Source organism: Methylobacterium fujisawaense (genome assembly GCF_039619325.1).
Classification (GTDB): Bacteria; Pseudomonadota; Alphaproteobacteria; order Rhizobiales; family Beijerinckiaceae; genus Methylobacterium; species Methylobacterium fujisawaense.
Window position 1 is genome coordinate 5,151,532 of record NZ_CP155000.1, and the last position, 19,550, is coordinate 5,171,081.

General features: G+C 69.7%; 16 protein-coding genes and 2 pseudogenes. 6 read left to right on the forward strand and 12 right to left on the reverse strand.

Going from position 1 to position 19,550, the window contains the following annotated elements; genetic code table 11:
- Nucleotides 1-20: 20 nt before the first annotated feature.
- The 5 genes and pseudogenes from ABC766_RS24415 to ABC766_RS24435 form a co-directional block, all read right to left on the reverse strand.
- Nucleotides 21-716, reverse strand: a pseudogene (locus ABC766_RS24415) (glutathione S-transferase C-terminal domain-containing protein).
- Nucleotides 713-1,435, reverse strand: coding sequence for a glutathione S-transferase family protein (locus tag ABC766_RS24420; protein ID WP_051975893.1), 723 nt, complete (start codon nucleotides 1,433-1,435; stop codon nucleotides 713-715). Before ABC766_RS24420 ends, ABC766_RS24415 begins: the two are co-directional and overlap by 4 nt.
- A 22-nt stretch (nucleotides 1,436-1,457) precedes the next feature.
- Nucleotides 1,458-2,033 carry a carboxymuconolactone decarboxylase family protein gene (locus tag ABC766_RS24425; RefSeq protein ID WP_043378376.1) on the reverse strand — a complete coding sequence of 192 codons (576 nt, stop codon included), beginning with the start codon at nucleotides 2,031-2,033 and terminating at the stop codon, nucleotides 1,458-1,460.
- 18 nt (nucleotides 2,034-2,051) lie between these two features.
- Nucleotides 2,052-2,984: a C-terminal binding protein gene (locus ABC766_RS24430; RefSeq protein WP_043378923.1), complete on the reverse strand. Its 933-nt coding sequence runs from the start codon at nucleotides 2,982-2,984 to the stop codon at nucleotides 2,052-2,054.
- Nucleotides 2,985-2,986: 2 nt separating this feature from the next.
- Entirely contained in the window at nucleotides 2,987-3,853 is an 867-nt protein-coding gene (locus tag ABC766_RS24435) for an alpha/beta fold hydrolase (protein WP_043378372.1), read from the reverse strand.
- 306 nt (nucleotides 3,854-4,159) lie between these two features.
- Here ABC766_RS24435 and ABC766_RS24440 point away from each other — a divergent pair, with 306 nt between their 5' ends.
- From ABC766_RS24440 to ABC766_RS24455, 4 genes and pseudogenes are all read left to right on the forward strand, one after another.
- Nucleotides 4,160-5,071, forward strand: a complete 912-nt coding sequence (locus ABC766_RS24440) for a LysR family transcriptional regulator (RefSeq protein WP_043378370.1) — start codon at nucleotides 4,160-4,162, stop codon at nucleotides 5,069-5,071.
- Nucleotides 5,072-6,006: 935 nt separating this feature from the next.
- Complete coding sequence (locus ABC766_RS24445) at nucleotides 6,007-6,579, forward strand: chlorite dismutase family protein (protein WP_043378364.1); 573 nt, start codon at nucleotides 6,007-6,009, stop codon at nucleotides 6,577-6,579.
- Entirely contained in the window at nucleotides 6,566-7,228 is a 663-nt protein-coding gene (locus ABC766_RS24450; RefSeq protein ID WP_230365905.1) for a sigma-70 family RNA polymerase sigma factor, read from the forward strand. The genes ABC766_RS24445 and ABC766_RS24450 overlap by 14 nt, the downstream gene beginning before the upstream one ends.
- A 26-nt stretch (nucleotides 7,229-7,254) precedes the next feature.
- A pseudogene (locus ABC766_RS24455) lies at nucleotides 7,255-7,353 on the forward strand (zf-HC2 domain-containing protein); the annotation flags it as partial.
- Nucleotides 7,354-7,489: 136 nt separating this feature from the next.
- Here ABC766_RS24455 and ABC766_RS24460 read toward each other — a convergent pair.
- The gene (locus tag ABC766_RS24460) at nucleotides 7,490-7,753 is read right to left on the reverse strand and encodes a hypothetical protein (RefSeq protein WP_043378358.1); all 264 of its coding nucleotides are present in this window, start codon (nucleotides 7,751-7,753) and stop codon (nucleotides 7,490-7,492) included.
- Between the two features lie 232 nt (nucleotides 7,754-7,985).
- Between ABC766_RS24460 and ABC766_RS24465 the strand changes: the two genes are divergently transcribed.
- Both ABC766_RS24465 and ABC766_RS24470 read left to right on the forward strand, forming a co-directional pair.
- Nucleotides 7,986-9,923, forward strand: coding sequence for an amylo-alpha-1,6-glucosidase (locus ABC766_RS24465; protein WP_051975920.1), 1,938 nt, complete (start codon nucleotides 7,986-7,988; stop codon nucleotides 9,921-9,923).
- 11 nt (nucleotides 9,924-9,934) lie between these two features.
- Complete coding sequence (locus tag ABC766_RS24470; protein ID WP_043378355.1) at nucleotides 9,935-12,646, forward strand: MGH1-like glycoside hydrolase domain-containing protein; 2,712 nt, start codon at nucleotides 9,935-9,937, stop codon at nucleotides 12,644-12,646.
- A gap of 238 nt (nucleotides 12,647-12,884) precedes the next feature.
- Here the strand turns inward: ABC766_RS24470 and ABC766_RS24475 are convergent, their stop codons facing one another.
- The 6 genes from ABC766_RS24475 to ABC766_RS24500 form a co-directional block, all read right to left on the reverse strand.
- Nucleotides 12,885-14,126, reverse strand: a complete 1,242-nt coding sequence (locus ABC766_RS24475; RefSeq protein ID WP_043378352.1) for a cytochrome P450 — start codon at nucleotides 14,124-14,126, stop codon at nucleotides 12,885-12,887.
- Nucleotides 14,119-15,444 carry an NAD(P)/FAD-dependent oxidoreductase gene (locus ABC766_RS24480; RefSeq protein ID WP_043378349.1) on the reverse strand — a complete coding sequence of 442 codons (1,326 nt, stop codon included), beginning with the start codon at nucleotides 15,442-15,444 and terminating at the stop codon, nucleotides 14,119-14,121. Before ABC766_RS24480 ends, ABC766_RS24475 begins: the two co-directional genes overlap by 8 nt.
- Entirely contained in the window at nucleotides 15,441-15,656 is a 216-nt protein-coding gene (locus ABC766_RS24485) for a ferredoxin (protein WP_043378346.1), read from the reverse strand. Before ABC766_RS24485 ends, ABC766_RS24480 begins: the two co-directional genes overlap by 4 nt.
- 71 nt (nucleotides 15,657-15,727) lie before the next feature.
- The gene (locus ABC766_RS24490; protein ID WP_210274612.1) at nucleotides 15,728-17,383 is read right to left on the reverse strand and encodes a patatin-like phospholipase family protein; all 1,656 of its coding nucleotides are present in this window, start codon (nucleotides 17,381-17,383) and stop codon (nucleotides 15,728-15,730) included.
- A 239-nt stretch (nucleotides 17,384-17,622) separates the two neighbouring features.
- Nucleotides 17,623-18,855, reverse strand: a complete 1,233-nt coding sequence (locus ABC766_RS24495) for a pyridoxal phosphate-dependent aminotransferase (protein ID WP_230365906.1) — start codon at nucleotides 18,853-18,855, stop codon at nucleotides 17,623-17,625.
- Nucleotides 18,852-19,550, reverse strand: a complete 699-nt coding sequence (locus tag ABC766_RS24500) for a glycosyltransferase family 2 protein (protein WP_043378343.1) — start codon at nucleotides 19,548-19,550, stop codon at nucleotides 18,852-18,854. The genes ABC766_RS24495 and ABC766_RS24500 overlap by 4 nt, the downstream gene beginning before the upstream one ends.

A 19,550-nucleotide genomic window follows, 5' to 3' on the forward strand; every position in this document is an offset into this window, starting at 1 on the left:
CGGAAGCGTGGTCGCGGCGCTCAGCCGCCGCGGCGTCCCTGGCCGAACAGGATGGCCTTCGACTCCTCGGTGACGGTCGGAGTCGAGTTGACGGCCTTACCGGCCGCGTAGGCGCGCTGCACGGAGGGGCGCACCGCCAGGGCATCGAGCCAACGGCGGACGTTCGGGTACTCCTCGATCCGCTGACCCTGCCGTTCCCACAGCAGGCATCACGGGTAGGCCGCCATGTCGGCGATGCCGTATGCGTCGCCTACGATGAAGGGGCGATCGGCCAATCGCTCGTCGAGGACCCCGTAGAGGCGCGACGTCTCCTTGACGTAGCGTTCTATCGCATAGGGAATGCGCTCGGGCGCGTAGTGGCTGAAATGGTGATTCTGGCCGAGCATGGGGCCGAGCCCGCCCATCTGCCACATCAGCCATTCCAGCGTGGTCTTGCGGCTGCGCCGGTCGTCGGGCATCAGGCCGCCGAGCTTCTCGGCGAGGTAGATCAGGATCGCGCCGGACTCGAAGACCGGAACGGGCTCGCCGCCGTCGGCCGGCGCGTGATCGACGATGGCCGGCATGCGGCCGTTCGGGGAGATGCGCAGAAAGTCGGGTTCGAACTGCCGGCCCTCGCTGATGTTGACCGGCACGATCCGGTAGGCCGCTCCAGCCTCCTCCAGCGCCAGCAGGATCTTGTAGCCGTTCGGGGTCGTCCAGAAATGCACGTCGATCATGGCGGAGAATCCGATCCTTCGTTGGAGAGGTGGGCGCGAGCCGCCCTCGCAGCCAGGCCGTCGAAGAGGGCGAGCGACCGGTCGCGCCAGGCCGCGACCGGGTCGTCCGCCGCCAGGAGTCCGCGCGGCGACGAGCATCGAGCCCACTGGAACGCGGCGAATACGATGTAGTCGGCAAAGTTCGGGCGCTCGCCCCCCAGGAAGGGTTGCGACCGGATGGTCGCGCGGAGCGGCTCGAGGGAGGCCCGGAAGGCGGGCAGGGCCTGATCGGCGCCCGCCGCGACCGCCTCGAGCGTCGCCCCGAACCGCGCCTCCCGCGTGCGCCTGAAGTATTCTTGGTCGCGCTCGTGCAGGATGGTCCAGACGTCCAGCACGATCTGGCGCCCGATCCCGGGAATCACGACCCCGTCGCACCAGTTCCTGACGAACACGATCCCGGCTCGGGCCTCGCGCGGACCCAGCAGGGACGGCCGGTCGGGATACTTGGCGTCGAGATGACAGGCGATCGACCAGGAATCGACGATCACCGCGCCTTCGTCCACTAGGACGGGAACGCGATCCTGGCCCGAGAAGGCGATGGTCGCCTTGTCGGTGAAGCGCCACGGCACCGTGTCAGCCGAGAGGCCCTTGTGCGCAAGCGCCAGACGCACGCGCCAGACGAACGGACTGAACCGGACGCGCTCGTCGGCCGCCGCGAGATCGTAGAGCTTCAGCGCCATCGGACCCGTTCCACCGCGCCATTCAGGCCGCGTCGGCCTGCTGGACGGGTTCGGGCTTGCTCCACGCGTAGGCCTCGAACGCCGCGTCGAGGGGCGTGGCCGCGACGTGATCGATGTCGTTGCCGAGCACCTCGTACCCGATGGCGACGATCGCCTCGATCAGGTTCTCCCGCGTGTAGCCCGCCGCTTCGAAGCGATCGAGCTCGGCCTGCCCGACTTGGCCGCGAGTCCGGGTCATGGCGGCGGCGAAGCTGCGCAGCGTCTCGAGCTTCGGGTCGGCCAGCGGGTCGCCGTGGCGCAGCGCGGACAGGATTGCCCCGGGAATCCTCTCGCGCGTGGCGATCGGCGAGTGCACCGCCATGCAGTGATGGCACTCGTTCTCGTAGTCGATCGCCCGCAGGACGATCTGGCGTTCGAGCACGGACAGGGTGCGCCTGGCAAAGGTCGCGCCGGTCTGCCGATAGATTTCGTACATAACCGGCGACTCGGCCATGATCCCGTGCAGGTTCGGCAGGAAGCCGTAGCGCTCGAGCGAGTCGGCCGCGATCGGCTTCGACCGCTCGGGCGCGGTCCCGGGGGTGTGGATGGTCAGGTCCATGACGGTGCCTTCCTGCGATCAGTGGACGGGATTGAGGGCTGGCTCGCCGCGCAGCGCCGGGGCCACCTCCTCGGCGGTGCGCCTCTGGAGATCGACCAGCGATTCCTCCGAGTAGAAGGCGAGGTGCGGCGTCACGATGAGGTTGGGAACGGTCCCGATCCAAGTCTCCGCCGTCGGCGGCTCGGTCTCGAGGACATCAAGCGCGGCGCCGCCTAATCGCCCCGATGCCAGCGCCGCGCACACTGCGGGAAGGTCGACGAGGCCGCCGCGGGAGGTGTTGACGAGGAGGGCCCCGGGCTTCAGCCGCGCCAAGCTCTCGGCGTTGACGACGTGGTGCGTCTCGGCCTCCAGCGGCACGTGGAGCGAGAGGATGTCGGCCGCCTCCCAGGCCTCGTCGCGTTCGACGCGGCGGGCCCCCAGCCCCGCGATCGGGTCCTGAGGGACGAACGGGTCGCACACGAGGATGTCCAGGCCCAGGGCGCGCGCGATGCGCCCGAACCCGAGCAGGACGAGCGTGCGTCCGCGGAGGCGGTGGAGAGGCGCGACGGCGGCCACGTTCCACACGCCCGCGCGGGTCTGGTCGATCCCGCGGACCAGCCCGCGGGCGAGCGCCAGCATCAGCGCCAGGGTGTGATCGGCGACTTCTTCGATGCAGTAGTCCGGGACATTGGTCACCCGGATGCCCTTGTCCCGCGTCGTGGGCAGCGGGATCGTGTCCACGCCGATGCCGTAGCGCGCGATGATCGCGCAGCGCTCCAGTTGCTGGACGAGGGTCGGCGGAAGCCTCGCGTAGCAGTTCAGCAGAGCGTCGGCATCGCGGCAGACCTCCAGCAGAGCTTGCGGGTCCGTGGACGGCGCGACGACCAGATCGGCCAAGCCGTCGAGGATTGCGCGTTCGGGCTCCAGGTTCGGGAATACGTGGTCGGTGACGACGACCTTCCGCCTTGTCATGGTCAGCCCCGCCACGGCTCGAGAATGGCAAGGAGTTCCGCGTTGACGCGGTCGGGCCGCTCCTCTGGAGGCAGGTGCCCGCATTGCGGAATGGCGACGCCGCGCACGTCTCCGGCCATGCCCTGCCACACGGCCAGGACGTCGAAGGTCCGGCCCACGAGGTCGAAGTCGGCGCCCCAGATCGCGAGGGTCGGGCACGCGATCAGCCGGTCGGCGTCGGCCTCGTCCTGCGCGAGGTCGACCGGTCCTGCCCGGTAGTCCGCGAAGGCGCCGCGGAAGGCGCCGGGCCGAGAATAGGCGCGGACGTACTCCGCCACCGCCTCCTCGCCGATCGCACCCGGCGCGTAGGACCAGCTATCGAAGAAGTGCCGCAGGAACATCTCCTCGCGCCCTGCGACCAGCGCCTCCGGAAGATGCGGCACCTGCTGGAAGTAGAAGAACCAATAGAGCTTGGCGAGCCGCGCGTCCGTGGCCTGGAAGACCACGCGCGTCGGTATGTTGTCGATCACGACGAGGCGGTCGATGGCCTCCGGGTAGTCCTTGGCGAACCGTGTCGCGACACGGGCGCCGCGGTCGTGACCGACGAGGGCGGCACGCCCGATGCCGCAATGCGCCATCAGGGCCCGGACGTCTCCCGCCATCGACCGCTTGTCGTATCCCGTATCGGGCTTGTCGGTCGCGCCATAGCCGCGCAGATCCGGAGCGATGATTCGATACCGCTCGGCCAGGACGGGCCACTGATGGCGCCGCGCGAAATGCGTCTCCGGATAGCCGTGCAGAAGCAGCACGGCCGGGCCCGCACCCGCGTCGAGGTAGTGCATCCGGATGCCGTTGACCTGGGCCGTATGGTGCCGTGCATCCGGAGTCATGAGGGTCTCCCCTTTGCAACCAGCGTGCGGACAACCGGGAGTCGTGAGAAGAGGTGACGCGGGAATAGGATCTATACGCGACCTGTATGAGTACGTGCTGGAAGATCCTGGGCGCTCGTGGCGACGGGGACCGTGGCGACGGGGACCGTGGCGGCGCGAGCGAGCGGCGCGTGCCGAAGGATGCGTCGGTCTCGCGGGCGTCGTCGCCCGCCGGAATCCACCGCCTCGATCGGCAGTCATCGGTGACCGGTCCGCCGCGGTCGGCTACGGGGTGTCGGAGCTCCGGACGATACGGGGACGGTATGGATGAACGACCTGATCACGGCCATGCGGACCTACGTGCGGGTCGTGGAGGCCGGCAGCTTCACCGCCGTGGCGGCCGAGCTCTGTACCACCCAGCCGACGATCAGCCGGCAAGTGGCTTCGCTGGAACAGCATCTCGGCACGCGGCTCATCACCCGCACGACCCGCGCGCTCGCCGTGACGGAGGACGGTCGCGTCTTCTACGAACACGCCCTGCGGTCGCTCGAGACGCTGGCCGAGGCCGAAGCCGCGGTCGGCAGGCGCAAGGGCCGGCCGTCCGGAACGCTGCGACTCACCGTGCCGGTCGTGTTCGGGCGTCTGCACGTCGTGCCGCGCCTTGCGCTGTTCGCGGAGCGCTACCCGGACATCCGCGTCGATCTCATCATGAACGACGCCTTCTCCGACCTGGTCGAGGAGGCGATCGACCTCGCGATCCGGGTCGGCGAGATCACCGATCCGGGCCTCGTCGCGAAACGGATCGGGATCACGCGGCGCGTCACGGTCGCCGCCCCGGCCTATCTCGCGAAATGCGGCGAACCCACGTGCCCGGGCGACCTCGCCGCCCATGACTGCATCGTCTACACGCGTCTCGTCGCCGGCCACCGCTGGTCGTTCACGAGCCCGGATGGACCCGTCTCAGTCGACGTCGCGGGTCGTTTCCGGGTCAACAATTCGGAAGGGGTGCGCGAGGGCGTCATCGCGGGCCTCGGCATCGGCGTCGTGCCGATCTGGGCGTTCCGCGACGAGATCGAGACGGGACGGGTGAAGATCATCCTCCCCGCTCACCGGCCGATGCCGTTGCCGATGCAGGCCGTCTACCCGTCGCGCCGGTTCGTTCCGCTCAAGGTGCGGGCAGCCATCGACTACCTGAGAAGAGAATTTCTGCAGGACGCACGGATCTCTGGCGCCGGTTGAGAGCGTTCGAAGGGCTTGGCCTTACCTCGGCTCGAAGGGAAAGTTTCCGCAACTGGTCGATCATCGGTCGTTTGAATGAGCGACGAGAGTCGGGATGTCGTACAAGTGCCCGACTCGCGGATCCACGCGTTTGCGGCGGTCCTCGTCGTGTGCACGGTCGGGGACCATGCCGATGGCCGATTCGCGAGGACGTATCCGCGGAAGGCCGATGAGCGGGTCGTCGACCGATCTTTCGACGCCGGCGTCTTCGCGAACCTTCCACCGTCGATCCTACGGAACGGGACCAGGATCGCGGTGGTCGAAGTCTGCGTCGACGGGCGGAGCGAGCGCGCGGACCTTAGCCGATCCGATAAGCCATGACCTGATGCGCTCCCTTCATGGGCGCGTACGGCCCGGTGCGTCCCATCCGGCGTTGCACCGGGTGACGAGCCCACGAGTTTCTTGGCTATCCGGATTGCGGTGTGGAATGCATCAGGTGCTCCTATCGGTCTCCCGGCTGTTTCACCCCCTCAAGCAGCCCACTCGGCCGGGTGACAAGTCCCGGTCGAGGGCGCAGTCCCAGACGACGCGCCGCGTACACTGCCCGCCTCGCCGCAGGCAAGGGCCCGATCATCGCCGCTGCGGATCGGCACGAAACACAGGATCTGGCCCACCCGATAGAAATGGTGCCTCGACAAATGAAACCTTCTCCGACCTATCCTTCTCGCCACGTTCTTGCCGACACGAACGCGGCGTTTGATATTCGTCGGAGATGGAACACACCTTTGCTCAACGTGGAGGGTTTGCATCAGCGGCCCTATGAAGCGTCAACTGCACGAGATCTCACGGTCTCCGAAAATCCTCGTCCTTCAGGGCGGGGAAGATGTTGACTGCCTTCGACTGTGTAACGCGGCGAGCCTTGCAAGCGAAGCGGCCTTTACCGAGAGGATGGCGGAATGATCGACCTGATCGAGTTCGCGGGTGGCGATGCAGGCCCTTGGCGGGTGACGCGCGCGGAGTCGCCGCTTGGGGAGCGTCTGCCCAGCGCAACCCGCCTTTCCGTCAGCCTTCCGATCGGCAACATGGGACAGCGGACCGGTCCTTCGACCGGCACGATCTGGCGCTTGCGCGGGGTGGTGAGCAATCTGCGCTATACAACCAGCAACGAGGCGCAGCGGCTACGCGCCGTGCAGCCACCTCTCGATCGACCTTCGGCGACGCGGGCCGCCCTGATCCCGATCAGGAAGTCGGCGCGCTGGTGGGAGCTGGCTCAGGACGAGCGCCGGGCGATCTTCGAGGAAACCTCGCACCACACGAGCATCGGCCTCGGCTACCTGCCGGCGATCGCACGGCGACTCCACCACAGTCGTGACCTCGGCGAGCCGTTCGATTTCCTGACGTGGTTCGAGTTCCCGCCGGAGCACGAGGTAGCCTTCGAGGCGCTCGTCGCAGCGCTACGCGCTACCCGCGAGTGGACCTTCGTCGAGCGCGAGGTCGACATCAGGTTGACCCGTGATGCGCCAGGCTGATCCGGTGATGACGGCCGATCTGGAACCGAGCGACGACCTGCTGCTTCCGCGGCTTCGGCTCGGCGAGGAGGCCGCTTTCCGGATCCTCGTGCGGCGCTATCACGTGCGGCTCGTGGCGATCGCCCGTGGCGCACACCTGACGCGGGAGGCGGCGGAGGAGGCGGTGCAGGAGGCCTGGATCGCGGTGATGCGCAACATCGCGGGATTCGAGGCGCGCTCGTCGCTGCGCACGTGGCTGACCGGGATCGTCCTGAACATCGCGCGCAAGGCCTCGGTCTCCGCCAGGCGCACCGCGACCTTCGCGGAACTCACGCCACGGCATGACGAGGACGAGGGATCCGGTTTCGACGCCGATGCCTTCCTCGCCGACGGCCACTGGCGTGAGGCGCCCTGGCACTGGAGCGAGATCGACTTGGAGCGCGGGCTCGCGGGGCGGCAGGTCTGGCAAGCGGTCGAGGCGGCCATCGCCGCTCTGCCGCCGGACGAGGCCGCCGTGATCCGGCATCGCGACATCGAGGGTTTCGGCCCGCGCGAGACGGAGGAGTTGCTCGGCCTCGGCGAGGCGCGTCAGCGCGTGCTGCTCGATCGAGCGAGGCTGAAGATCCGACGGGTGTTCGAGGCGTTGACCCGCGACGCGGCGCGAGCGTGACGAGCGGAACGGGCGAGGATGATCGGATGCGGTGTCGAGAGGCGGCGGAGCAGGCAGGCGCGTTCGTGGACGCGGAGGTGTCCGGACGCGTTCGATGGCGCATCCGGCTTCATCTCGCGACCTGCAGGAATTGCCGGCGTTTCGTGCGGCAGATCGCGCTCACGCGCGACGCTCTCGGCCGGCTCCCGCCTCCGCCCCTCGACGCCGCCCGCGAGGACGAACTCGTGGCGGCCCTGCGGGAGGCATCGCGGTGAGCGCCGGTCAGCAACCGGTACAGATCGAGGTCGCGATCAGGTTGTGCAGAGCGCGACTCTTCCGGTCGAGCGCCGCGGTGGTCCCACTGCGCCCGTCGAGGGCCGAGCCCCCCGGCTTCGTCGTACCGTTCGACGTCACTTGGCGGAACAGCGCCTGTGGCATCGTCGATGCCGAGCCGACCGCGGCCGGCAAATGGTCGACCGGCGCGGCACTGACCGGGAACGCAGCGAAGGTGATGAGAGCGATGGCGGCGAAAGCGGGGCGGGTCATGATCTTTGTCCCTACGTGGTTTGGAGCGGGAAGCGTTCAGACGAAGGCGACGACCATCAGGCTGAAGAAGGCCGCGATCGCGCCGACGATCGGAGGAAGGGCGCGGGCTGGATCGAACATCGAGGTTCTCCGCGGCGCGTCGATCGCGCCATGATCCTGAGTGCCTGCAGGAGGCCGGATCCGCGTGCGGCTGCGCACGCCGGATGCCGCGCGGACGGAGCGGGACACCGGGATGCCTGACGCGATACCCCTGCCGGGCGAGGCGTTCGAGTGGCTGGAGGCCGACGGGCTCGGCGGTTTCGCCTCGGGCACCGTTTCGGGCGTCCGGACACGCCGCTACCACGCGCTCCTGCTCACGGCGGCGAATCCGCCGACCGGGCGGACGGTGCTCGTCAACGGCATCGAGGCCTGGATCGAGACCGCGGCCGGACACACCGATCTCAGCGCCCAGCGCTACCTGCCGGACGTGATCCATCCGCGCGGTTTTGAGCGAATTACGAGCTTCACTCACGAGCCCTGGCCGTCATGGACATTCGGCCTGCCGGATGGCACCGAGATCACCCAGGAGATCTTGGTTGATCCCGATGCCTGCGACACGCTGCTGCGATGGCGGCGGATCTCAGGCGCTGGTCCTTGCACGCTCGTCGTCGTCCCGCTGCTCTCGGGACGGGACTATCACAGCCTGCAAACCGCAAATCCCGCTTTCGACTTCAAGCCACAAATCGGCGGCGCGGAGACCGGAACCTGCGTCACGTGGCATCCCTATCCGGATCGACCGGCGATCTCCGCCCTGACCACGGGCACCTATCGACATGAACCGGACTGGTATCGCCAGTTCCTCTACGCGGCGGAGCGGGCGCGGGGACTCGACTGCGTCGAGGATCTCGCCGCGCCCGGCAGCTTTCGCTTCGATCTCGCGGGGCCCGAGCCCGGGCTGATGCTGCTACGCGCTGGCGAGAGCGGGCCGGTCCGCGTCCGAGCCTTGGCTGACCGGATGATCGCCGCGGCGCGCGCGACGCGGGCCGGTCCGGATCTTCGCCGAAGTGCCCTGAGCTACCGGGTTGATCGAGGACGGGGCAGTACCCTGGTGGCAGGCTTCCCCTGGTTTACGGATTGGGGGCGTGACACCTTCATCGCGCTGCGCGGCCTGCTGCTGGCGACCGGCGAACTCGACACCGCGGAGAGCATCCTCAGAGCCTGGGCGGGCGTCGTCAGCGAGGGCATGATGCCCAACCGTTTCCCGGATTCCGGCGAGGTACCGGAATACAATTCCGTCGACGCCTCGCTCTGGTACGTGGTCAGCGTGTACGACTTCTTGGCAGCCTGCAGGCTGGTTGGGCGCTCCGTCCAGTCCGAGCCAGCTCTGCGTACAGCCTGCCTCGCGATCCTCGATGGCTACGCTGCCGGTACCCGTTTCGGCATCCGGGCCGATGCGGATGGTCTGATCGCGGCCGGTCAGCCCGGATGGCAACTCACGTGGATGGACGCCAAGGTCGGCGATTGGGTGGTCACGCCCCGTATCGGCAAGCCGGTCGAGATCCAGGCCCTCTGGATCAACGCCCTCCACATCGCGGCGACGCTGTGGGAGCCGCGCTTCTCCGAGGCCGAGACCGCGGCGCGAGCGAGCTTCGCGCAGAAATTTCCAAACCCGGTGGGTGGCTTATTCGACGTCGTCGATGTCGACCACGTCCCCGGCACGCACGATGCGGCGGTGCGTCCGAACCAGATCTTCTGCGTCGGCGGTCTCCCGTTTCCGCTCCTGACTGGGGAGCTCGCCAAATCCGTCGTCGATGCGGTCGAGCACAGGCTTCTGACGCCGCTCGGCCTGCGCACCCTGTCGCCGGACGATCCCGCCTATGCCGGTCATTACGGGGGCGACGCGCGGACGCGAGACGGTGCGTACCACCAGGGCACGGTCTGGCCCTGGCTGCTCGGTCCCTTCGTCGACGCGTGGCTCTCGGTCCGCGGCCGCAGCGAGGCGGCCCTGACGGAGGGGCGGGCTCGCTTTCTGCCGCCGCTGGAGCAGCACCTCGGCGAGGCCGGCCTCGGTCATGTCAGCGAAGTCGCCGACGGCGATGCGCCCTATCGACCCGGCGGCTGCCCGTTCCAGGCCTGGTCGCTTGGCGAATATATCCGCCTGCGCCGGATGCTCGGCCTCAAAGCGTTCTGAGGGAGACCGCAATGCCTGAGGGCCCGAACGCATCCCACCTGTTCGAGACCGAGGAAGGACGCCGTCTTCGGGCCTGTGCCGCGGACGGGTGGCACCGCTGGGGACCGTATCTCGCCGAGCGGCAATGGGGGACGGTCCGCGAGGATTACAGCCGGGACGGCACCGCCTGGGACTACCTGCCCCATGATCACGCGCGCTCGCGGGCCTACCGCTGGGGCGAGGACGGCATCGCCGGGTTCAGCGACGACAAGCAGCTCTGGTGTCTCGCGCTGGCCCTCTGGAACGGGCGGGACCCAATCCTCAAGGAGCGGATGTTCGGCTTGACCAACGAGGAGGGCAACCACGGCGAAGACATGAAGGAACTCTACTGGCTCCTCGACGGCACGCCGACGCACTCGTACATGCGGATGCTCTACAGGTACCCGCACGCGGCGTTTCCCTACGCCGAGCTCGTGGCCGAGAACCGACGGCGCAAGGGCCGCGACATGCCCGAGTACGAGCTCGCCGACACCGGTGTACTGGCGGAGAACCGCTGCTTCGACGTCACGGTCGAGTACGCCAAGGCCGCCCCCGACGACGTGCTGATGCGGGTCTCGGTCGTCAATCGCGGGCCGGAAGCGGCCGAAATCCACGTCCTGCCCCATCTGTGGTCGCGCAACACGTGGTCGTGGCGCGAGGATCCGAAGCGGCCGCTCCTCCGGCTCGTCGAGGGGCCAAGCGTCGAGGCGACCCGCGCCGCGGGTCCCTGTCGGCTGTTCAGGGCCCTACAGCCGGCCGAGTTCCTGTTCTGCGAGAACGAGACCAACACTGCTCGCCTGTTCGGCGTGAGCGGATCGTACCACCCCAAGGACGCGATCAACGACGATGTGGTGGCGGGAACCCGCACGCGGGTGAACCCGCTCCACGAGGGCACCAAGTGCGCGGCGCTGAGCCGCCACACGCTGATGGCCGGCGAGACGATCGTCTTGCGCTACCGGTTGTCCCCGGCCGACGCGCCGGGTCTCGACGACGCGGGTTTCGAGGCGGTGTTCGCGCGTCGGGTCGCGGAGGCCGACGCCTTCTACGCCGCCCTTCAACGCGACATGACGGACCCCGACGCACGCCTCGTCCAGCGCCAGGCCCTGGCCGGCATGCTCTGGTCGAAGCAATTCTACCACTTCGACGTGCGCCGCTGGCTGATGGGCGATCCGACGCAGCCGGAGCCCCCAGCGGAGCGGCGACACGGACGCGACAGCGAGTGGGCGCACCTCAACAACGCCGACATCGTCTCGATGCCCGACACCTGGGAATACCCCTGGTACGCGGCCTGGGACCTCGCCTTCCACTGCGTGACCTTCGCGCTGATTGACCCAGAATTCGCCAAGGGCCAACTCGTGCTGCTGACGCGCGAGTGGTACATGCACCCCAACGGCCAGCTGCCGGCCTACGAGTGGGCCTTCGGCGACGTGAACCCGCCGGTTCATGCCTGGGCGGCGTTGCGCGTCTACCAGATGGACGCCGCGCTCACCGGGCGACCCGACCGGACATTCCTGGAGCGGGTGTTCCACAAGCTGATGCTGAACTTCACCTGGTGGGTGAACCGGAAGGACGCGGACGGGCGCAACGTCTTCCAGGGCGGCTTCCTCGGACTGGATAACATCGGCATCTTCGACCGCTCGGCGCCGCTGCCCACCGGCGGCACCATCGACCAGGCCGACGGCACCGCCTGGATGGCGATGTACACGCTCAACCTGATGCGGATCGCCCTTGAACTGGCCGCCGAGGACCCGGTCTACGAGGACATCGCGACCAAGTTCTTCGAGCACTTCCTCTACATTGCCGAGGCGATGACCGACATCGGCGGCAGCGGGGTCGGCCTCTGGGATGAGGCGGATGAATTCTTCTACGACGTGCTGAACCTGCCCGACGGCAAGATGCTGCCGTTGCGCGTCCGCTCGCTGGTCGGGTTGATCCCGCTTTGCGCCGTCGAGGTGCTCGACATTTCCTTGCGCGACCGATTCCCCGGCTTCGCGCGCCGGGCCGAGTGGATGCTGCGTAACCGTCCCGACCTCGCCGCCTTGGTCTCGCACTGGAGCCAAGGCGAGGGTGAGGGACCGCCGCCCGGCCCGGGCGGCGACCGGATGCTGCTCTCGCTGCTGCGCCGGCACCGCATGAAGGCGCTTCTGGCGCGGATGCTCGACGAGACCGAGCTCTTCTCCGACCACGGTATTCGCTCTCTGTCGAAGGCGCATGCCGAGCACCCGTTCGTTCTCGATTGGAGCGGTGCCCGCTACTCCGTCGACTACGAACCAGCGGAATCGACGACCGCCACGTTCGGGGGCAACTCGAATTGGCGCGGTCCGGTCTGGATGCCGATTAACATCCTCCTCATCGAGGCGCTCGACCGCTTCGGGACGTTCTATGGCGACGACACCCGCTTCGAGTGCCCGACCGGCTCCGGCCGTTATCTCAGCCTGCCCGAGATCGCCGACGAGTTGAGCGAGCGCCTCTGCAGGCTATTCCTGCGCGGGCCAGATGGACGCCGGCCGGTGCTCGCCTCCTATGGCGCTCTCGCCGACGATCCGCATGTGTGCGACTGCATCCCGTTTCACGAGTACTTCCACGGCGATACCGGCGCAGGGCTCGGCGCGATGCATCAGACGGGCTGGACAGGCCTCGTAGCACTGCTCCTGAGGCCCGGGCGCCTCACCGCACTGCCGATCACCCGCGCCATCCCGTCCTGACGATCGGGCCCCCCGGCTCCGGTGTCTTATCCTGCGGGGGAGACACCGCGTCGCTGAAGTCGTCCATCGCCGGCTGGTTCGGCGCGCAGATGAAGGAGGACCGCTCCCGGCTCCTCGATCCAGACGTAACGACGAGCAGCATCCAGACCGACGCAAGTCCAGAGCTGACGTACCCCGCTCCGCAAGACGACCGCGCTTGGCTCTCGCCATCGTCTCATAACCGTTCGCGCCTGTAGGATCACGCGATCCCCGCTATGGCGATGCCGAGGTGCTGTGGACCGCGGAGGGAAGCGCCCGGTCGGTAAGGCGGCGGGTCGTCCAGGAGCCTCGGTGCGATGAGGCGCCGGCAGAGCGTGACAAGGGCGATCTCGGCCTCGATCCGCGCGAGGGGCGCGCCCACGCAGTAATGGAGGCCACCGCCGAACCCGAAATGCTGGTTGTCCGTCCGGTCCGGATCGAACCGGTCCGGTTGCTCGAACCGCGCCGGGTCGCGGTTTCCGGCCGCAAAGAGCAGCACCACCGACGATCCCGGCGGGATCGTCGTTCCCGCCACCGCGATGGCGCCGAGCGCCTTGCGGGTGCGGAAATGGACGGGGGGCTCGTAGCGCAGCATCTCCTCGATCACGCGGGGTGCCCGCTCGGGGTCGGCCTTCAGCTTTCGCAGCTCCTCCGGATGCCTGAGCAGTGTGAGCATGCTGTTGGTGATGAGATTCACCGTCGTCTCGTGACCCGCGACGAGGAGCAGGATCGCCGTCGAGATCAGGTCTATGTCGCCCATGGCCGCGCTGCCCCGGCCACCGTGGGCGGCGAGCCCGCTGAGCATGTCGTCGGCCGGATGGCGGCGCTTCTCGCGGATCAGCCGACGCATGTAGTCGGAGATCGCGTCGAAGGTTGCGGCGATCTCCCGCCGCCCCGCCTCGTCGTGGCGCACGTCGGGCTCCAGGGCCGTCGCGAGGCGGATCGCCCAGACGTGGAATTGCGCCTCATCGGCCTCGGGCACGCCGAGCAGCTCGCAGATGACGGCCACCGGCAGCGGATAGGACAGGTCCTCCACCAAGCAGACAGTGTCGCGGCCGTGGCACTTGTCGATCAGGGCATCCACGAGCTTCGCAACCTTGGCGTGAGATTCCCGCACCCGGGCGATCGTGAACTCCTTCATCACGAAACCGCGCAGGGTGTCGTGGTCGGGCGGATCGCGGAAGATCAGCGGGCGATGGCCGTTGACCACCCGATTCCGGATCGGGTTGAGGATCCAGTCCTTCAGAGGGTTGCCCGTTCTGGGTCGCCGCGAGGGCGGCAGGTCTTCCGAGCTCAGCCGGGGATCGAAAATCAGGCTCTTCAGCGCGGCATGGGTGCTGACGACGTAGCTGCCGTCCGCCTGCCGGGACACGGGCGTCTCGCGCAAGCGCGCGTAGAGGGGATAGGGGTTCGCCCTGTTTCTCGGATCGAGAACCTGCGCGAACAGCGTCTCGTCAGGCATGGGCCGTCTCCAGAGCCGTAACCGATCGGCCGGAGGATCGCCGCGGGCTGGGAAAGCCGGGCTCCAGGGTCTCGATCCGCGGCTGGTCGGTGGCGCCGAGGATCGGCGGGAAGGCCGCCCCGTCAGCCACGGCCTCGGCATAGGCGGGAAGCCAGCGTGCCTGATCGAAGGAGAGGGCCGCGACGGTTCGCCCGGCCCGGCCATAGACGGCGAGGAACCGGTGCGAGGCCCGCGATCCCTGGACGATCGCGAGCGCCTCCGCCCCCTCGGTCAGGCCGGCGAGCTTGATGTTGAGACCGAACTGGCTCGACCAGAAGGAAGGCACGTGCTGGTATTCGACCTGGCCCGTGGGCGGAGCAAGCATGTTCGCCGCCGCGTGCCGGGCCTGGTCCACCGCGTTGCCCCAATGCTCGACGGTCACCAAGCGGCCGCCGGTGAGTGGGTTCGGCCAGCGCGCGACATCGCCGGCCGCGTAGATGGCGGGATCGGGCTCCCCCGTCGTGGTCAGGGCGCGGCAGGCCGCGTCGCAGGTCAGGCCTCCCGGGTCGGCGACGAGGGCGGCCGCGGCGAGCCAACCCGTGTCGCGCGTCGCGCCGAGGGCGACGATGACGAGATCCGTCGCGATGTCCGCGCCACCCGCCAAGTGGGCGCGGCGGACTTGTCCATCCTCGCCGGAGAAGGCCACCACCTTGACGTTCGGGCGGAGGTCCACTCCGGAAGCCCGCATCCGCCCGGCGAGTGTGGCCCCGATCACCGTCCCGAGGAGGCGGGCGAGCGGCGTCGGGTTGGGATCGACGAGCGTCACCGCCAGGCCGAGATCGCGGCAGCAGGAGGCGGCCTCGCAGCCGATCAGGCCGGCGCCGACGATGAGGACGCGGCTCGGCCGCAGCGCCAGCGCGCTCCGCAGGGAGCGGGCATCCTCCAGGGTCCGGATCGTGAAGATCCCGGCGAGATCGGCGCCTTCTCCGGGCCATGGCCGCGCCCTGGCGCCGGTGGCGATCAGGAGCGTCTCGTAGGGAAGCGTCGCGCCGTCGGCGAGGCGCACCACCCGGCGGTCCCGGTCCAGGGCGACGGCCGGCAGGCCGAGCCGCCACTGCGCGCGCAGACGGGTGAGTTGCGGAAGTGCGGTCGCGTCGGGGTGAAGCTCGCCCGCCAGGACGTGCTTGGACAGAGGCGGCCGGTCGTAGGGCCGGTGCGGCTCGTCCCCGACCAGGGTCAGAGGGCCGTCATAGCCGCCGTCCCGCAACGCCTCCGCGCCCCGCAGGCCGGCGAGGGAGGCGCCTACCACGACGATGCCCGGTCGCTGCCCGTCCGTCACGGCTCGTCACCCTCGGCGAGTCCGGCGGGCTCGATCGCGATGGCCCGGACGGGGCAGGCCTGCTGCGCCCGCTCGACCTGCGACCTCTTCGCCTCGGGCGGCGCCGGATCGTAGAACAGGATCTCGTGACCGCGCACCTCGAAATGCTCAGGGGCGGCGTAGCAGCACTGCGCGTAGCTCTGGCAGCGGTTGAGATCGACCACGACACGCATTCAGGGGCTCCGAAGAGATGTGCGGATGACCGGTCGGTCGGGATCTGCGCCTGCCCGAACATCGGAGCGGCTCATGTCCAGGCTCCCAGGCGGCCCGACTCCAGCGCTTCCCGGGCGCAGCGATAGCCGAGTTCGGCCGTCGTCTCGAAGCTCGACCACGCCCGCAGATCGACCCCGGCCAAGGAGGGCTTGAGCAGGACCGCAGCCCGGGTGACGGCCGCCATGGTCTGGGCGTCGCTCGACACCATCGCGGAGCGCAGGAGCAGGTGCGCGATGCCGGGGAGCTGGTCCGAGATGCCGAGGAGGCGCCGGAACGCCTGCGCGCTCCGGCCCTGCCGCGGCATGACCTGGAAGGCGGCGTCGCTGCCGACATCCACGGCGAGAACCGGCCCGCGGTCGAGATCGGCCATCACGTCGGCAGGCAGGTTGTTCATCATGCCGCCGTCCACGAGGATGCCGTCCGCACTCGCCACCGGGGGCAGCAGGCCGGGAATGGCGATGCTGGCGCGGATCGCCCGGTCGAGGGGGCCCGCCCAGTGGACCATTGCGGTGCCGGTCGTGAGGTTCGAGGACACGCAGAAGAACGGGCGCCAGAGATCCTCGACGCGGGCATCGCCGAACCGCTCGGCCAACCCCGCATCCACCTTGGCCCCGCGCGTCAGGGCGTGGAACGGCAGGGTGTAGTCGTCGAGGGGGTTGCGTCCGACGAAGGAAGCCACCGTGTGGGTCTCGATCGCGTCGAGGCTCCAGTCAAGGGCGACGCTGGCGGCCAGGATCGAGCCCATGCTGGTGCCGCCGACGAGATCGATGTCGAGCCCGGCCTCGCCGAGCGCCCGCAGAACGCCGAGATGGGCGAGGCCGCGGGCGCCGCCGCCGCCGAGGACGAGGGCGCGGGCATGGCCGGACGCGATCCGGGCAAGCCGGGCGAAGTCGCCACCGTGGTTCTCGCGAACCTGGAGCCGCAGGGAGAAGGGCAGCGCGGCGACGTCGGGATGCAGAGGGCGCGGCAGGCGCGCCTCGGCGGGCTGCGCCACGGCGAGGTCCATGCGGATCCAGTCGGAGCGGATCGAAGCGAGATAGTCCGCGGCGCCGGGCCGTGGCGGCGCGCCTGGCTCGGCCAGCAACAGGACGTGGTCGGCGTGGCGCAGGCAGAGCCGGCACCAGGGGCAGTCGATCTGGTGGGCGACGAAGACCGTGCGGTCGTGCGTTTGCTCGTAGCGGTGGAACCACGCCTCGTCGGCCTCGGGGGGCCATTCGGAGAGGCAGCCGGTCCGCCCCGGCAGCGCGGCATCGAGGGCCTGCGCCAGCCGCTCGCCGAAGGCCGTCGCCTTGAGGCCCTCGGTCACCGCCAGGACGGCGAAGCTCCGCGGCGCATGGCTCAGGGTCACGCCCGTATGGGCGGTGCGCAGCCGCGCGGCCAGGATCCGGGCGAAATAGAGCAGCGTCCCGGGATGGGCGGCGATCAGATCCTCGAACGACGCGCGGGAGAGCCGCAGGAGGTGCGTATCGCGCAGGGCCGTTGCCGTGACCGAGCGCGGCTCGCCGGTGAGCAGGGCGAGTTCGCCCACGGTATCCGGAGGGGCGAGTCGGATGAGGCGGCGCACGCTGCCGTCGCGCGGGTCGCGGATCGAGAGGCCGACCGCGCCGCTCACGAGCGTGTAGAGGGCGTCGGCCTCGTCCCCCTCCTCGAACAGCGTCCGCCCTCCGGCGACGGCGACGGAGGTCATCCGCGCCCGGATCGCGACGTCGGCGTCTCCGTCGAGGGGGGCAAGAAACGGAATCTCCGTGCGCCCCGAAGCCCGGGCGGCAGGGACGGGCGCCACGTCGCAGGCGCCGAGGCGTTCGGCCTCCGTGGGTGGTGCGGATAGGCCGCCGAGCCCGGTGAGCCTCGGGGAAGCGGCTGGGGCCGCGCCCGGAGGAACGGAACCGGGGTGCTCGATGCTCCGGTCGCGTCCGATCTCGGCACTCATCGGCCGGCGCGCCGCTGCAGATGATCCCCGAGGATCCCGAGCGCCGCGCCGCTGCCGACGCGACCGAGGCCGAGGCGCAGGCGGTCCGTGGGGACCGGCGCCAGCGCCGAGTGCCACAACGCGGAGGGCAGCACGAGGACGCCGTCCTCGGACGCGAGAGCCTTCGAGAACTCGGTCGCACCCTCTCGCCCACGGAAGCGGGGGCAGGCGAAGGCGAGATTCGTCGGTTCTTCCGGATCGAACAGGTTCGGGTAGCGATCGAGCAGAGCACGCAGACGGTGGTGGTTGCGCCGCCCGATCGCGCGGGCGCGGCCGGTCAGGCGCTGCTCGGCCCGCAGCGCGACCTGCGCCAGGATCTCGCTCGGTCCGGCGAGGCAGCTCGACAGCAGGCTCTTGACCGCGAGGACGCGGTCGAGCGCCCCGCGGTCGCGACAGGCGGCCCAGCCGACGCGCAGGCCCGGAAGCCCGAAGCCCTTCGACAACCCGTTGATGGAGATCCCGCGCTCGTACACGTCGACGACGGGTGGGACGGCTCGGCCCGGGTCGAGGTCCGTCTGGCGATAGACCTCGTCGTTGACGAGCCAGAGCCCGTGTCGGCGACAGAGGTCGACCAGCCTCTCCAGAGTCGTTCGATCCAGCGACGCGCCGGTCGGGCTGTTGGGAAAATTCATCAGCACCAGCCGCGTGTTCGGCCGGATGGCGGCGACCAGCCCGTCGAGATCGAGGGTCCAGGCCGGTTCCGGTCGGAGGGCGACGCCATCGGCCGCGCACAGCCGCGACACGACGAGCTCCGAGGGTTGGTAGATCGGCACCACCACCACCGCGTGATCGGCCGGACCGAGCAGCGCACTCAGCACGCAGGCCACTGCTTCCTGCGCCCCTGCGCTGACCAGCACGTCGTCGGCAGCGAGCCGGCGGTAGCAGCCGGCGATCGTGGCGCGCAGCCAGGAGGCGCCGCGCGGGTCGGCGTAGCCGAGGTCGGCCCTCCGCCAGCGCCGACGATCCTCCGGGCCGGCAAGGCGCAGCAAGGCGGCGAGCGACAGCGGCTCCGAGTCCGAGGCGGCGAGGTCGTGATGCGCGCAGGCCGACCAGCGATCCAGGTACGCCGCCAGCGCGAACGACCCTGCGGGCGCGATCCCGTGGTCCGTATCGGGGCCGGGCGCCTCCGTCCGGGCGCCGGCCCAAAGGCCCGGTGCAGCGTCGTCCTTGAGCGCCATCGCCGGCCTCACGCGCGCCGCTCCGAGCCGGCGGCGACGCGCAGGTAGGTCGCGCCGATCCGAGCGGCGGCCCGCATCGTCCCACCGAGCGAACCCGCGACCTTCGAGGATCCGCCCAACCGGCGCCGGTAGGGCATAGGCACCTCGCGGATGCGCAGGCCGGCTCGCGCGGCCTGCATCTGCATCTCGATGTTCCAGCCGTAGGTCGGCTCGCGCAGGGCGAGGGCCCGCAGCACGGCGCGGTCGATGGCGCGGTAGGCGCACATGTCGGTGTATCGGACGCCGTAGCGTAGGCCGATGCCGAGGCCGGCGAGCCGGCCGGCGAGCACTTGGTGCCAGAGCATCGATCCGGGCTCGCGGCTGCCCAGCGTGCGCGAGGCGAGGACGAGGTCGTGGCGGCCGGCGAGCACCGGCCCGGCGATCCGGTCGATCAGGTCGCCGCGATCCGCGCCGTCGCCGTCGAGATAGACGATCACGCGCGAGGCCGGATCGGCCGCGGCCGCCCCGAGCGCGCAGGCCCGGCCGTAGCCGCGTCCGGCCTCGATCACCCGGGCGCCCGCGGCCCGGGCGACGTCCTGCGTCCCGTCGGTCGAGCCGCTGTCGGCGACGACGACGTCCGCCGCGTAGGCCGGCGGGATCTCGCGGATCACCGCGCCGATCGCTTCGGCCTCGTTCAGGGTCGGGATGACGATGCTGACCGGATGCAT